Origin of the sequence: Streptomyces sp. NBC_01716 (assembly GCF_036248275.1) — a bacterium.
Classification (GTDB): domain Bacteria; phylum Actinomycetota; class Actinomycetes; order Streptomycetales; family Streptomycetaceae; genus Streptomyces.
Window position 1 is genome coordinate 5,473,009 of record NZ_CP109181.1, and the last position, 15,311, is coordinate 5,488,319.

General features: G+C 67.7%; 9 protein-coding genes and 2 rRNA genes. 6 read left to right on the top strand and 5 right to left on the bottom strand.

All coding sequences use genetic code 11. The features are described 5' to 3' along the window. Positions 1-143 precede the first annotated feature (143 nt). Together OIE74_RS24150 and rrf are read left to right on the top strand one after the other, a co-directional pair. Positions 144-3,267, top strand: a 23S ribosomal RNA gene (locus OIE74_RS24150). Positions 3,268-3,348: 81 nt separating this feature from the next. Continuing rightward, positions 3,349-3,465, top strand: a 5S ribosomal RNA gene (gene rrf, locus OIE74_RS24155). A 102-nt stretch (positions 3,466-3,567) separates the two neighbouring features. On the opposite strand, the gene OIE74_RS24160 is transcribed toward rrf, so the two are convergent. The 5 genes from OIE74_RS24160 to OIE74_RS24180 are packed head-to-tail and all read right to left on the bottom strand — an operon-like array spanning position 3,568 to position 9,091. Continuing rightward, positions 3,568-4,878, bottom strand: a complete 1,311-nt coding sequence (locus tag OIE74_RS24160) for a DUF58 domain-containing protein (RefSeq protein WP_329386999.1) — start codon at positions 4,876-4,878, stop codon at positions 3,568-3,570. 11 nt (positions 4,879-4,889) lie between these two features. Further along, positions 4,890-5,873 (bottom strand): AAA family ATPase, encoded by a 984-nt coding sequence (locus tag OIE74_RS24165; protein ID WP_329387001.1) that lies wholly within the window; start codon positions 5,871-5,873, stop codon positions 4,890-4,892. After that, the gene (locus OIE74_RS24170; protein ID WP_329387003.1) at positions 5,870-7,150 is read right to left on the bottom strand and encodes a DUF4350 domain-containing protein; all 1,281 of its coding nucleotides are present in this window, start codon (positions 7,148-7,150) and stop codon (positions 5,870-5,872) included. Before OIE74_RS24170 ends, OIE74_RS24165 begins: the two co-directional genes overlap by 4 nt. Further along, entirely contained in the window at positions 7,147-7,836 is a 690-nt protein-coding gene (locus tag OIE74_RS24175; RefSeq protein WP_443076214.1) for a DUF4129 domain-containing protein, read from the bottom strand. The genes OIE74_RS24170 and OIE74_RS24175 overlap by 4 nt, the downstream gene beginning before the upstream one ends. Before the next feature lie 4 nt (positions 7,837-7,840). Further along, entirely contained in the window at positions 7,841-9,091 is a 1,251-nt protein-coding gene (locus tag OIE74_RS24180; RefSeq protein ID WP_329387007.1) for a DUF7544 domain-containing protein, read from the bottom strand. 183 nt (positions 9,092-9,274) lie between these two features. Between OIE74_RS24180 and mtnA the strand changes: the two genes are divergently transcribed. From mtnA to OIE74_RS24200, 4 genes are all read left to right on the top strand, one after another. Beyond that, complete coding sequence (mtnA, locus tag OIE74_RS24185; RefSeq protein WP_329387009.1) at positions 9,275-10,423, top strand: S-methyl-5-thioribose-1-phosphate isomerase; 1,149 nt, start codon at positions 9,275-9,277, stop codon at positions 10,421-10,423. 231 nt (positions 10,424-10,654) lie between these two features. Continuing rightward, positions 10,655-11,332, top strand: a complete 678-nt coding sequence (gene mtrA / locus OIE74_RS24190) for a two-component system response regulator MtrA (protein WP_005486885.1) — start codon at positions 10,655-10,657, stop codon at positions 11,330-11,332. A 1-nt stretch (position 11,333) separates the two neighbouring features. Beyond that, on the top strand, positions 11,334-13,418 hold the full coding sequence (gene mtrB, locus OIE74_RS24195; RefSeq protein ID WP_329387012.1) for an MtrAB system histidine kinase MtrB: 2,085 nt from the start codon (positions 11,334-11,336) through the stop codon (positions 13,416-13,418). Continuing rightward, positions 13,408-15,258 (top strand): LpqB family beta-propeller domain-containing protein, encoded by a 1,851-nt coding sequence (locus tag OIE74_RS24200; protein WP_329387015.1) that lies wholly within the window; start codon positions 13,408-13,410, stop codon positions 15,256-15,258. The genes mtrB and OIE74_RS24200 overlap by 11 nt, the downstream gene beginning before the upstream one ends. Positions 15,259-15,311 lie beyond the last annotated feature (53 nt).

Here is a 15,311-nt window from a genome sequence, read left to right on the forward strand (position 1 = left end):
TGCCGGGCGCGCTGTTGGGTGTCTGAGGGTGCGGACTTGTTCCGGATCTTCGGGTTGCCGGCCCCAGTGAACTCTGCCGTGTGGTGGGGGTGGTGGGTGGTTGGTCGTTGTTTGAGAACTGCACAGTGGACGCGAGCATCTGTGGCCAAGTTTTTAAGGGCGCACGGTGGATGCCTTGGCACCAGGAACCGATGAAGGACGTGGGAGGCCGCGATAGGCCCCGGGGAGCTGTCAACCGAGCTTTGATCCGGGGGTGTCCGAATGGGGAAACCCGGCAGTCGTCATGGGCTGTCACCTACTGCTGAACACATAGGCAGTGTGGAGGGAACGCGGGGAAGTGAAACATCTCAGTACCCGCAGGAAGAGAAAACAACCGTGATTCCGGGAGTAGTGGCGAGCGAAACTGGATGAGGCCAAACCGTATGTGTGTGATACCCGGCAGGGGTTGCGCATGCGGGGTTGTGGGAGTTCTTTTGACCGGTCTGCCGGCCGGTCGGCGAGTCAGAAACCGTTGGTGTAGGCGAAGGACATGCGAAAGGTCCGGCGTAGAGGGTAAGACCCCCGTAGCTGAAACATTAACGGCTCGTTTGAGAATCACCCAAGTAGCACGGGGCCCGAGAAATCCCGTGTGAATCTGGCGGGACCACCCGCTAAGCCTAAATATTCCCTGGTGACCGATAGCGGATAGTACCGTGAGGGAATGGTGAAAAGTACCGCGGGAGCGGAGTGAAATAGTACCTGAAACCGTGTGCCTACAAGCCGTGGGAGCGTCGCTGTGTGTGCTTGCACATGCAGTCGTGACTGCGTGCCTTTTGAAGAATGAGCCTGCGAGTTTGCGGTGTGTTGCGAGGTTAACCCGTGTGGGGAAGCCGTAGCGAAAGCGAGTCCGAATAGGGCGTCATAGTAGCGCGCTCAAGACCCGAAGCGGAGTGATCTAGCCATGGGCAGGTTGAAGCGGCTGTAAGAGGTCGTGGAGGACCGAACCCACCAGGGTTGAAAACCTGGGGGATGACCTGTGGTTAGGGGTGAAAGGCCAATCAAACTCCGTGATAGCTGGTTCTCCCCGAAATGCATTTAGGTGCAGCGTCGTGTGTTTCTTGCCGGAGGTAGAGCACTGGATAGGCGATGGGCCCTACCGGGTTACTGACCTTAGCCAAACTCCGAATGCCGGTAAGTGAGAGCGCGGCAGTGAGACTGTGGGGGATAAGCTCCATGGTCGAGAGGGAAACAGCCCAGAGCATCGACTAAGGCCCCTAAGCGTACGCTAAGTGGGAAAGGATGTGGAGTCGCAGAGACAACCAGGAGGTTGGCTTAGAAGCAGCCATCCTTGAAAGAGTGCGTAATAGCTCACTGGTCAAGTGATTCCGCGCCGACAATGTAGCGGGGCTCAAGCGTACCGCCGAAGTCGTGTCATTCCAGCATGTGGGCCAACGCCCGTTGGGATGGGTAGGGGAGCGTCGTGTGCCGGGTGAAGCCGCGCCGGAAGGCAGTGGTGGACGGTTCACGAGTGAGAATGCAGGCATGAGTAGCGATACACACGTGGGAAACGTGTGCGCCGATTGACTAAGGGTTCCTGGGTCAAGCTGATCTGCCCAGGGTAAGTCGGGACCTAAGGCGAGGCCGACAGGCGTAGTCGATGGACAACCGGTTGATATTCCGGTACCCGCTTTGAAACGCCCAGTGTTGAATCCTCTGATGCTAAGACCGTGAAGCCGTTCCGGACCCTTCGGGGAATGGAAAGTGGTGGAGCCGTTGACCCGAGGTGGTAGTAGGCAAGCGATGGGGTGACGCAGGAAGGTAGTCCAGCCCGGGCGGTGGTTGTCCCGGGGTAAGGGTGTAGGACGCACGGTAGGCAAATCCGTCGTGCATATAAGTCTGAGACCTGATGCCGAGCCGATTGTGGTGAAGTGGATGATCCTATGCTGTCGAGAAAAGCCTCTAGCGAGTTTCATGGCGGCCCGTACCCTAAACCGACTCAGGTGGTCAGGTAGAGAATACCGAGGCGTTCGGGTGAACTATGGTTAAGGAACTCGGCAAAATGCCCCCGTAACTTCGGGAGAAGGGGGGCCATTTCTGGTGATGGGTCTTGCACCTTGAGCTGGGGGTGGCCGCAGAGACCAGCGAGAAGCGACTGTTTACTAAAAACACAGGTCCGTGCGAAGCCGTAAGGCGATGTATACGGACTGACGCCTGCCCGGTGCTGGAACGTTAAGGGGACCGGTTAGTCACATTTCGGTGTGGCGAGGCTGAGAACTTAAGCGCCAGTAAACGGCGGTGGTAACTATAACCATCCTAAGGTAGCGAAATTCCTTGTCGGGTAAGTTCCGACCTGCACGAATGGCGTAACGACTTCTCGACTGTCTCAACCATAGGCCCGGTGAAATTGCACTACGAGTAAAGATGCTCGTTTCGCGCAGCAGGACGGAAAGACCCCGGGACCTTTACTACAGTTTGATATTGGTGTTCGGTTCGGCTTGTGTAGGATAGGTGGGAGACTGTGAAGTGGCCACGCCAGTGGTTGTGGAGTCGTCGTTGAAATACCACTCTGGTCGTGCTGGATGTCTAACCTGGGTCCGTGATCCGGATCAGGGACAGTGTCTGATGGGTAGTTTAACTGGGGCGGTTGCCTCCTAAAGGGTAACGGAGGCGCCCAAAGGTTCCCTCAGCCTGGTTGGTAATCAGGTGTTGAGTGTAAGTGCACAAGGGAGCTTGACTGTGAGACCGACGGGTCGAGCAGGGACGAAAGTCGGGACTAGTGATCCGGCGGTGGCTTGTGGAAGCGCCGTCGCTCAACGGATAAAAGGTACCCCGGGGATAACAGGCTGATCTTCCCCAAGAGTCCATATCGACGGGATGGTTTGGCACCTCGATGTCGGCTCGTCGCATCCTGGGGCTGGAGTCGGTCCCAAGGGTTGGGCTGTTCGCCCATTAAAGCGGTACGCGAGCTGGGTTTAGAACGTCGTGAGACAGTTCGGTCCCTATCCGCTGCGCGCGTAGGAGTCTTGAGAAGGGCTGTCCCTAGTACGAGAGGACCGGGACGGACGAACCTCTGGTGTGCCAGTTGTTCTGCCAAGGGCATGGCTGGTTGGCTACGTTCGGGAGGGATAACCGCTGAAAGCATCTAAGCGGGAAGCCTGCTTCGAGATGAGGGCTCCCACCCACTTGATGGGGTAAGGCTCCCAGTAGACGACTGGGTTGATAGGCCGGATATGGAAGCACTGTGAGGTGTGGAGTTGACCGGTACTAATAGGCCGAGGGCTTGTCCTCAGTTGCTCGCGTCCACTGTGTTAGTTCTGAGACAACGAACAGGCTGTGCTGTCATCCACCTGTTTGTGTGTTTCGCAGTGTTTCGGTGGTCATTGCGTGAGGGAAACGCCCGGTTACATTCCGAACCCGGAAGCTAAGCCTTTCAGCGCCGATGGTACTGCAGGGGGGACCCTGTGGGAGAGTAGGACGCCGCCGAACAATTCTTTGTCGGGAGTGCCCCGCACCTTTTGGTGCGGGGCACTTCTGCGTTCAAGACCCTTTTACGTGCACGAGGTGTTTCTCTCCCCGTACACGTTCCCTTCAGAGGCGGCCCGCAGCTTTCAGAGCCAGATAGGCATCCGCCAAAGCCGGCGCAAGTGCGTCGGGTACGGCGTCGACGACTGTGACGCCGTAGCGCTGGAGCTTTTCCGACGTACGGCGTCGTTGCGATTGGGCCTGGGAGCCGGCGGCGGCCTCGTATACCGCGTCCACTGAGCCTCGTGCCGTGCTCATGGTCTTTGCGTGCGGGTCGGCCACCGAGGCGACGATCACCGTGTGGCGCTGGGTGAGTTGAGGGAGGACGGGCAGAAGCCCCTCCTCCACCGGAGCCGTTTCGAGGCTGGTCAGCAGCACGATGAGTGAACGTCGTGGTGCGCTCTTGAGGACTGTGGCAGCGAGGCCTCGTGCGTCGGTCTCCACGAGCTCCGGCTCCAGCGTGGAGAGCGCGTTCACCATCGCGGGCAGTACGTCGCTCGCCGCGCGGCCCCGGACCTGGGTCCGTGTCCGGCGGTCGTACGCCAGCAGGTCGATCCGGTCGCCTGCGCGGGTGGCGAGTGCGGTGAGGAGCAGCGTGGCGTCCATCGCTGCGTCGAGGCGCGGGACGTCGCCCACGCGGCCGGCCGAGGTACGGCCCGTGTCGAGGACGACGAGGATATGGCGGTCACGCTCGGGTCGCCAGGTACGGATCGCCACCGCGGACTGGCGGGCGGTGGCGCGCCAGTCGATGGACCGGGTGTCGTCCCCGGGTACATAGGGGCGCAGGCTGTCGAACTCGGTGCCCTCGCCGCGGGTGAGGACGCTTGTCCGGCCGTCGAGTTCGCGCAGACGCGCGAGTCTGGACGGCAGGTGCTTGCGGCTGGTGAAGGGAGGCAGAACGCGCACCGTCCACGGGACATCGTGATTTCCCTGGCGGGCCGCCAGGCCGAGGGGGCCGAAGGAGCGCACGGTGACTCGTTCCGTTCGCCTGTCGCCGCGGCGGGTCGGGCGGAGAAGGGTGGTGAGGCGGCGACGTTCACCGGCCGGGACGCTCAACTCGTGGCGGGAGGCGGCCTGTTCCGTGCCTGTCGGCCAACTGCTCGGGGGCCACGCGTCGCGGATATGGGCGCGCAGTCTGCGCCGTGCGGGGTTGACGACCGTGAGCTGGACCTCGGCCTTTTCGCTGAGTCGAACTGAGGTATCACCACTTCGGGTGAACTGGAGCGTTCGTACTGGCGCGGCCAGGCAGTAGTCGCACAGAATTGCGAGTGAGAGGGGCGCGTTGACCGCCAGCATCCCGGCCCAACTGGGGGCGAGGAGGCCGACGGGAAGCGAGCCCAGAGCGGCAAGGAGCGCCGCTCGTCCGGTGAGGGCCATGGTTCATCGCCTCATCGGGGTACGGGGACGTGGGCGAGGATCGCGGTGATGACGGAGTCGGCTGTGGCTCCTTCCATCTCCGCTTCGGGGCGGAGTTGGACGCGGTGACGCAGGGTGGGTAGTGCCAAAGCCTTCACATCGTCCGGCGTGACGTAGTCGCGGCCGGTCAGCCAGGCCCAGGCGCGGGCGGTGGAGAGCAGTGCGGTGGCGCCTCGCGGGGAGACGCCGAGGGAGAACGAGGGGGAATCACGAGTGGCACGGCAGATATCGACAACGTAGCCCGCTATCTCCGGGGAGACGGAGGTCTTGGCGACTGCGGCGCGTGCCGCTTCGAGGTCGGCCGGGCCGGCGACGGGGCGTACGCCCGCAGCTTGGAGGTCGCGTGGGTTGAAGCCGTCCGCGTGCCGGGTCAGGACGCTGATCTCGTCGTCGCGTGACGGGAGGGGGACCGTCAGCTTCAGCAGGAAACGGTCGAGCTGTGCTTCGGGGAGGGGGTAGGTGCCCTCGTACTCGACCGGGTTCTGGGTGGCGGCGACCAGGAAGGGGTCGGGGAGCGGCCGGGGCGTTCCGTCGATCGTGACCTGGCGCTCCTCCATCGCTTCGAGCAGCGACGACTGGGTCTTGGGCGGGGTGCGGTTGATCTCGTCGGCGAGCAGCAGGTTGGTGAAGACCGGGCCGGGCTGGAAGGAGAACTCTGCCGTTCGCGCGTCGTAGACGAGAGAGCCCGTGACGTCGCTCGGCATCAGGTCGGGGGTGAACTGGACGCGCTTGGTGTCGAGTTCGAGAGAGGCGGCGAGGGCCCGTACCAGGAGTGTCTTCGCGACGCCGGGGACTCCTTCGAGGAGGACGTGGCCCCGGCAGAGCAGGGCGACGACGAGTCCGGTCACAGCGGGGTCCTGGCCGACCACGGCCTTCGCGATCTCGGTGCGCAGGGCCTCCAGGGAGGCGCGGGCGCTGTCCGAGTTCTCAAGCGTCTCGGGGGTCGGGGCACTCATGAGGTGCGTACCTCTCTTTCGAGGGCGTCGAGTTGGTCCGTCAGGCGGATGAGAGCGGCATCGTCGGCCGGCGCCGGGCCGAAGAGCAGCGTGCGGAGATCCCGCGAGTCGTCGGGGAGTTGTGCGGAGACGGCGGGGACGAGGGCCTCCGGGGTGTGTGCCTCGGACGGTGGGACACCGAGGAGGGAAGCGAGGCGGGTGCGGGTCTCCGTTCGGAGGACCGAGGCGGCGCGGTCGCGGGCGTTGGCCTTGCGGTAGAGGCGGGCGCGGCCCTCAGTGGCCTCGGAGGCGCGGATGGCGACCGGGAGCCGTTCGGCGACCACGGGGCCGAGTCGGCGGGAGCGCCACACGGCGGCGAGTACGGCGGCGAGGGCGAGTTGGAGAGTGCCCCAGAGCCAGCCGGAGGGGATCAGGTCAAGGAAGCTTGACTCGTTGCCTCCTCCGTCCTGGTCCTCCTCGCCTCCGGTGCTGTCACCACTGTTGTCGCCATTGCCGATGCCGCTGCCGGATTCGGTGGCGGAGGGATCACTGAGTGAGGGGAGGTACCAGACGATATGAGGCCGGGAGCCGAGGAGTTGAAGGGCCAGCGAGGCGTTTCCCTGTTTGGCGAGGCGCTCGTTGTAGAGGAGGTCGGGGGCGCCGAGCAGGACGGTGTCGCCGTCGGCGGTGGTGTCGACCCGGAGAAGGGACGGCTGCCCGTCCGTCGGGTAGCAGGCGTCGCTGTTGGGCGCGTCGGTGACGTAGCGCAGCCCACCGATGTCGACGGCGCCCGCCTCGTGGGCGGCCGGCAGGGAGCAGCGGGAGTCTCGCGCGGCAACCGGTGTCTCGGTGGTCGAGGTGACGCCAGGAGCGAGGGTGTCGACGGAGGGCGGTCCTGGCGACAGCAGGACGGTGCGACCGCCGGAGAGCTCTGTGGCGGTCTGCAGGGTGCGCTGCTGATGGAAGGTCAGGAGGTTGGGGGAGGTGACGACCAGGGTGGTGTCCGGGCCGGTTCCTGCGGTGGCTTCGGCGAGCGTGGTGACGACGCGGGTGGGGACGCCACGGTCCTTGAGCAGCTCGGCGACGGCGCGGCTGCCGAGCGGGTCGGCGGAGCGGGGGTCGAGGCGGCCGTGCTGGTCGCCGGAGCGTACGGCAGCCAGGGCGATGCCGGCCACGAGGAGGATGGCGAGTGCGAGCAGCAGCCCCCGGACGCGCTTCCAGACCTGCTGGGCGCTGGGCGACATCGAGGTGGGGCTGGTCGTCGGCCGAGGTGGGGCGCCGGTCCCGGTGCCGGTCATTCGGCGGCTCCCTGGGTGGCGCCGCTCAGCTGGGGTTTGCTGCTCTCCAGTGCGAGGTCCAGTTCGCGCAGGCGCAGGTATGTCCGGTGGTCCGCGGTGCGTCCGCCGTACGTGACGTCGTCGAAGGCTCTGGCCGCCGCGCGCAGGGAGGTGGCGTGGTCGGGGAGTGACCGGCCGGCGTCGGTGGCGGCCTCGTCGGCGGTGCGGCCGGGGCGCCGGTCGAGGATGGTGCGTTCTTCCAGGGAGCGGACGACGGCGCGCATCCGTTCCTGGACAGCCTGGTTCCAGCGTTCGGCCGTGGCGTGTTCCTCAGCGTTGGCGCGGTGTTCGGCCGCGCCGCGTGGGCCGGATTCGAAGAGCGCGTCCTTGGGGAGGGTGGTGCGCCGGGGCGTGCCCAGTCGCCACCAGAGGGCGGCGCCCAGCGTCGCGACGAGCGCGGCGATCACGGCGAGGCCGACGGGGCTCGCGACGCCGGAGCCGGCCACGGAGTTGAAGAGATCCCCGATCCACTCCCAGAAGCGGTCCATCGCGCGCTGGAGGAGATTCGGGTCGTTCTCGTGGTACATCGGCTTGGACAGCTCGTTCTCGGCGGCCTCACGAGCGGGGACACGCGGGGTGTCCACCGGTATGTCGTCGCTTGTGCCTGCCGTCAGCCAAGCCGTTGCCGAGCCCCCCGTGCCGAACACCGCATCAGCCCCTGAGGGCGTCGTTGCCAGGCCGCTCGGAGCCGTAGCCCGATACACCGGCGGCGCGTGCGAGTTCGAGGTCCAGGGCTTCGCGCCGGATGCGCTGGTCCACGTAGAGGAGCACGGAGACACCCGCGGAGATCGGCAGGGTGATGGAGGTGCTGATCACGGTGCCGATGCCGGTGATGATCAGGAAGGGCCAGCCGAAGTCCGGGCCGGTCTCGGAGAACAGGCCACCGACGCCGTCGCCGTCCACCGCCATGGCGACGAGGCTGAAGGGCACAGCGATGATCATGGAGACCACGAAGGTCAGCAGCATCGTCAGCAGCAGGATCCCGAAGATCCGCCACCAGGTGCCCTTCACGAGCTTGGCGGAGCGGCGCATGGACGCCACGATCCCCTGCCGTTCGAGCATCAGGGCGGGCGAGGCGAGGCTGAAGTTGACCATCAGCCAGATCAGTACGACGGCGGCGGCCAGTCCGCCGAGCACAGTCAGCGCGACTCCGGCACCGGAGCCGATCAGCAGTCCCGGCAGGATGCCGACGGCCACGATGGCCGCGCCCATGACAGGCAACAGCAGCGTCAGGCCGAGCAGTTGAAGCAGCCGGGGCCGGGCCTCGGCCCAGGCGTCCGACAGCGAGACTCCGCGGCCGAGCACGGAGCGGCTGATGACCACGGTCAGCACGGCCGTGGTGAAGAGGGTGCCGATGACGGTGATGAACAGGGACGGAGCCAGTGCGAGGAGGCTGGCCTGCAGAGCGTCGACGGCCTGGTTCAGGGCTTCCGCCGGGCTCGCGTTGGGGTCGATGTCCACCGGCTCCGGCAGGAGATAGCGCTGGACGAGTATGTCGCCGATCTGCGAGATAACCGCGACGACGATGGTGACGCCGAGGACGGTCCGCCAGTGCGCGCGCAGCGTGGACACGGCACCGTCGAGAATCTCGCCCACGCCCAAGGGGCGCAGCGGGATGACACCGGGCTTGGCGGCGAGGGGCTGTTGTCCCCAGCCGGGTTGCCGTCCGCCGCCGGGGCCGGGGCCGCCCCAGCCCGGTGCGGGCCTGGGTGCCGGGGGAACGGGGCCGGGCGCGCTGGGCGCGGACCACTGGCCGGGCGGCGGCTGGGTCTTGGACCACTTCGAGGGGGAGTCCGAGGGCGTGCCGGAGTCGTCGGCGGGCGCGGCGGGCCGGGGCACGCACGCGTCCTGGCCGTCGGACGGGGCAGATCCGGGCGAGGCCCAGCCCGGAGTGTCGTTCACGGTCGTCCACCTCGTGGATTGGTTGCGGAGGCAGGCTCGGGGAGCCGGCGCTTCAACGGTGCCTGTCTGCGAAGCAGAGCGGGAGGCTGGCAGCCATCGTGCCACGCGTGGCCCGCCGGTGGGCGGGGTGCTCCCTCTCCTTCTCGCCTTCATAGTCCGTGCGGTACCGGGCAGACTGGACGGATGACTGATCAGTACGCACCATCGCCGCTCGCTGCCGAGCCGTCCATGTCTCCGGCGCTGCGCTGGGACGAACTGCCGGAGGGGCCCGTGCTGGTCCTTCTCGACCAGACGAGGCTGCCGGTCGAGGAGGCCGAGCTGGTCTGTACCGATGTGCCGGCCCTGGTCCAGGCGATTCGGACGCTCGCGGTGCGTGGGGCGCCGCTCCTGGGCATCGCCGGGGCCTACGGCGTCGCTCTCGCCGCCACCCGGGGATACGACGTGGACGAGGCGGCGGCGCTGCTGGAGAGCGCGCGGCCCACCGCCGTGAACCTCGGGTACGGGGTCCGGCGGGCGCTGGAGGTGCACCGTGCCGCGATCGCGGGGGGCGCCGACCAGGAGCGGGCGGCCGCTGCGACGCTGGCGGAGGCCAGGGAGCTGCACCGGCAGGATGCTCTGGCCAGCGCTCGAATGGCGGCATCCGGGCTGGCCCTTCTCGACGAGTTGCTGCCGGGCGGAAGTCACCGGATCCTGACCCACTGCAACACCGGAGCCCTGGTGTCCGGTGGCGAGGGCACCGCGTTCGCCGTGGCGCTGTCCGCGCACCGGGCGGGGCGGCTCAGACGGCTGTGGGTCGACGAGACACGTCCGCTGTTGCAGGGGGCGCGGCTGACGGCGTACGAGGCGGCTCGCAACGAGATGGCGTACACGCTGCTCACGGACAACGCCGCCGGTTCGCTGTTCGCGGCGGGTGAGGTGGACGCCGTGCTCATCGGGGCGGACCGGATCGCTGCCGACGGCTCGGTGGCGAACAAGGTGGGCAGCTATCCGCTCGCGGTGCTGGCGAAGTACCACCATGTGCCGTTCGTCGTGGTCGCGCCGACCACGACGCTGGACCTGGAGACCGTGGACGGCGCGGCGATCGAGGTGGAGCAGCGGGCGGGGCAGGAGGTCACCGAGCTCACGGCGCCGCAGGCGGCCGGGGCCGGGGTGGAGCTGGGGGGTGGGATGCCGATCGCGCCGCTGGGAACCCAGGCGTACAACCCGGCTTTCGACGTGACGCCTCCGGAGCTGGTGACGGCGCTGGTCACCGAGTACGGGGCGCTGTCCCCGGTGACCAGGGACGGGATCGCGGAGCTGTGTGCCCAGGCTCGACAGGAGGCGCGGGACTGACGGGACAGGTGCGCGAGGGGTGGGGGAGAGACATTGTCGGGTGGGCCGGGCGGGCGGCTCGCTATGGTTCCTGTCGGAGAAGGTCAACGAGACAGGCCCTGACATCTGTGGTTGACGTCAACAGCCACGAACCGCGACGGTCCACGAAGGACATACGTCCACGTCGTCCCAGGTCAGTGAGCTGGATCACGCAAGTCTACGCAACGGAAATGAAAATGGGATGATGTCGATATGAAGGGACGCGTCCTTGTCGTCGATGACGACACCGCACTGGCCGAGATGCTCGGCATCGTGCTGCGAGGTGAAGGGTTCGAGCCGTCGTTCGTAGCGGACGGAGACAAGGCCCTCGCCGCTTTCCGTGAGGCCAAGCCGGATCTGGTGCTGCTGGATCTGATGCTGCCCGGCCGCGACGGTATCGAGGTGTGCCGGCTCATCAGGGCCGAGTCCGGTGTGCCGATCGTCATGCTGACGGCCAAGAGCGACACGGTCGACGTGGTGGTGGGGCTCGAGTCGGGCGCCGACGACTACATCGTCAAGCCGTTCAAGCCCAAGGAGCTTGTCGCCAGGATCAGGGCGCGGCTGCGCAGGTCCGAGGAGCCGGCTCCGGAGCAGTTGGCCATCGGCGATCTGGTCATCGACGTGGCGGGTCACTCGGTGAAGCGTGAGGGGCAGTCCATCGCGCTGACACCGCTGGAGTTCGACCTGCTCGTCGCGCTGGCCCGTAAGCCGTGGCAGGTGTTCACCCGTGAGGTGCTCCTGGAGCAGGTGTGGGGTTACCGTCACGCAGCCGACACCCGCCTGGTCAATGTGCATGTGCAGCGGCTCCGTTCCAAGGTCGAGAAGGACCCGGAGCGCCCGGAGATCGTCGTGACCGTACGCGGTGTCGGCTACAAGGCCGGACCGAGCTGAGATGTCCAGCGGCAGTGCTGCCCCGAAGCCCGGGGAGCCGGGAGCCCGTGCGGGGCGGACTGCCGAGCGGGGCCGCCGGGCCTCACGCCTGGGCAGGCTCTTGCGCCGTGGCCGGCTGCTCCAGGACGGGGCGGCGGGCAGTCCCGCGCTGCGGCTCGTCGTGCGCTGGCTCAGGCGTCCGGTGCTGCCCGCCGTCCGGCTGTGGCGGCGGAACATCCAGCTCAGGGTGGTCACCACCACTCTGCTGATGTCTCTCGGTGTCGTGCTGCTGCTGGGCTTCGTCGTGATCGGGCAGGTCCGCAACGGTCTGCTCGACGCCAAGGAGAAAGCGGCCCAGAGCCAGGCGGCCGGTGGTTTCACCGTCGCCAAGGAGAAGGCCGACGCGCCGGTCGAGCCGGGTGGCCAGGACGGCGGCGCCGGGGACGGCAGGTCGAGCCGTAACTCCGTCAACTGGCGTTCCGACCTGGTCGTACAGCTGGCCAGTGGCGGACAGAGCGCGTTCAACGTGGTGGCGCTGAGCGCGGACGCGCACGGCGCGGGATCCAGCAGCCGCTTCCCGCGCGCCTCCGGCGGCGTGGACCACATCGCGAGCGTTCCTGCGGATCTGCGGTCGGACGTCGCCAAGGGCACGGGGACCTTCCAGACCTACACCCTGATCCAGTACACGGACGGCCGAGAGCCCGAGTCCGGGTTGGTGATCGGCAAGCGGCTGACGGATGTCGACGGCAACTCCTACGAGCTGTACTACCTGTTCCCGCTGACCCAGGAAGAGCAGTCGCTCAATCTGGTCAAGGGCACCCTCGCGACGGCGGGGCTGTTCGTCGTCGTGCTGCTCGGGGCCATCGCCTGGCTCGTCGTACGGCAGGTCGTGACGCCCGTACGGATGGCGGCGGGGATCGCCGAGCGGCTCTCCACGGGCCGTCTCCAGGAACGTATGAAGGTCACCGGCGAGGACGACATCGCCCGTCTCGGCGAGGCTTTCAACAAGATGGCCCAGAATCTTCAGCTCAAGATCCAGCAGCTGGAGGAGCTCTCCAGGATGCAGCGGCGCTTCGTGTCGGACGTCTCGCACGAGCTGCGCACCCCGCTGACCACGGTCCGGATGGCCGCGGACGTCATTCACGAGGCCCGGGTCGACTTCGACCCCGTCACCGCGCGCTCGGCGGAACTGCTCGGTGACCAGCTCGACCGTTTCGAGTCCCTGCTCTCGGATCTGCTGGAGATCAGCCGGTTCGACGCGGGCGCCGCGGCGCTGGAGGCCGAGCCCATAGACCTGCGGGTGGTCGTACGCCGCGTGATCGGCGGGGCCGAACCGCTCGCCGAGCGCAAGGGCACCCGGATCCGTGTCATGGGCGACGAGCAGCCGGTCGTCGCCGAGGCCGATGCCCGGCGGGTGGAGCGGGTGCTGCGCAATCTCGTCGTCAACGCCGTCGAGCACGGTGAGGGGCGGGACGTGGTGGTGCGGATGGCGGTGGCCGGCGGAGCCGTCGCCGTGGCCGTACGGGACTACGGGGTGGGCCTCAAGCCCGGCGAGGCGACGCGGGTCTTCAACCGGTTCTGGCGGGCGGATCCGGCGCGGGCGCGTACCACCGGCGGTACCGGCCTCGGCCTGTCGATCGCCGTCGAGGACGCGCGCCTGCACGGCGGCTGGCTCCAGGCGTGGGGCGAGCCGGGCGGCGGGTCGCAGTTCCGGCTGACGCTGCCGCGCACCGCCGACGAGCCGCTGCGCGGCTCGCCGATACCGCTGGAGCCGGAGGACTCGCGGCGCGGCCGGGAGCGTTCCGCCTTCGATTCCAAGGAGAGCGCGCACCGGCTGGCGAGCGTGCCCTCCCAGGCGCCGACGGCGTCGTCGCTTCCGGTGCCACCCCGGGCGCCGGTGCCACCGCCCGCCCCGGTGGCCGACCCGACGGCGCTGCCGGGCAACGGCTCCCGGGTCGTGCCGCGTGCCGCCGGGGAGCCCGTGGAACGGGATCCCGACCCCTCCGCTGCCACCTCCTCGCCCTCGGCGTCGAGGACCACATCGTCATCTGCCTCCGCGCCCGCGGCGCAGGCACCTCAGCGGGAGGACACAACTCGTGGGCGTTGACCGCCTTCGTCAGGGCCGGTGGCGCCCGGTGCGGCTGCCCCTCGTGTTCGGGTGCGGTGCCCTGCTGCTGGCCGGCTGCGCGTCGATCCCCAACAGCGGGGACGTCGAGCCCGTCAAGGCGTCGCCGCGCGGTGACTCCCAGGTGCGGGTGTATCCCGTCGCTCCCGCCGAGGGCGCGGATCCGAACGAGATCGTCGACGGCTTCCTGGAGGCGATGACGAGCGACGACCCCGACTTCGCGGTGGCCAGGAAGTATCTGACCAAGCAGGCGTCGCAGAGCTGGCAGCCGGCTAACCGTACGACGGTGCTGGCGGCGGCCCCCGACCCTGCCGACCCCCAGGGCCCCTCCGGTCCTGACGGCCCCGGGCTCACCTACCCGCTGTACGGCGACCAGATCGCCGCCGTCGACGCCGGGCACGCCTACCAGCCGGTGGCGCCGGAGCCGTACAGCGGCTCCATCCATCTCGTCCAGGAGAACGTGCTGGACGGCAAGGAATGGCGCATCGACGACCTTCCGCAGGGGCTGGTCCTCGGCGAGTCCGACTTCCAGCGCAACTACCGCGCGGTGAACAAGTACTACTTCGCCTCCGGGCAGGGCTGGCTCGTCGCCGACCCCGTCTACATCCGGCAGCGGATAGACCCCGTGACGCGGATGGACCCGGTCACCCAGGCCGTCAAGGTGCTCCTCGAAGGACCCACGGACTGGATGCGGCCCGTGGTCGACTCGCCCTTCCCGGCCGGTACGGAGCTCAGACGCGGTACCCGGACACTCGAATTCGACGACCGGAACGCCTTGAAGGTCCCGCTCAACTCGAAGGTCGACAACGTCGGGCGCGAGCAGTGCCGCAAGATGGCGGCGCAACTGCTCTTCACTCTCCGGGACTTGACATCCACCCGGGGCGAACAGGTCGAACTGCTGCGGCAGGACGGCTCCTCGCTGTGCGTGCTGAGCGGTGACCAGGCCGAGGAGTTCGCCGCCGACCGCACGTCGGGCAGCGCGGACAGTCCGTACTTCATCGACGCGAAGGGCCGCCTCGCGCAACTGTCGGCGAGCAGCAAGGAGCCGATCGACCCGCCGCGTGTGCGGGGGCCGTTCGGCGACGGCACGATGCCGTTGGGCCAGGTCGCGGTGGCGCGGGACGAGAAGCACGCGGCGGGCGTCTCGCAGGACGGCAAGTCCATGTACGTCGGGTCCATCATCTCGGCCGGCGAGGTGGGCGACGCCCTGGTCGTCAGCAAGGCCGAGAAGAAGGAGGACCGGCTGTCGGCGCCCAGTTGGGACGGCAACGGCGATCTGTGGATAGCGGACCGGGACCCGCGGCAGCCCCGGCTGCTGCGTCTCGCCGACGGCGCGGACGCGCCCCGCGAGGTCACGGTCGACGGTCTGGGCGACGCGCGTATCGAGGCGCTGCGGGTCTCCGCCGACGGCGTACGGGTGGCGCTGCTCCTCTCCGAGGACGGGCGGACGACCCTCCAGATCGGCCGGGTGGAGCGTCGCGGGCCCGCCACCCAGCAGACGGTGTCCGTGACGGAGCTGAAGGCCGTGGCACCTCGTATGGAGACGGTGACCGCCGTGTCGTGGGCCGGTCCCAGCCGGCTGGTCGTGGTCGGCAAGGAGGCCGGCGGAGTGCAGCAGGTGAGCTACATCCAAACGGACGGTTCGACGTCGGCCGCGGGTGTGCTGCCCGGTCTGAATCAGGTCACGGGCATCGCCGCCACCGACGACGAACAGCAGCCGCTGGTCGCGGACTCGGACGACGCGGGCATCGTGCGGCTGCCGACCGGCGCGAACTGGCAGACGATGGTGAAAGAGGGCTCGTCACCGGTCTATCCGGGCTAGGGCGTGTTTGAGAAGTAGCGTCGTCCGCCCATCGGGCGGGGCCCACGGCGTCT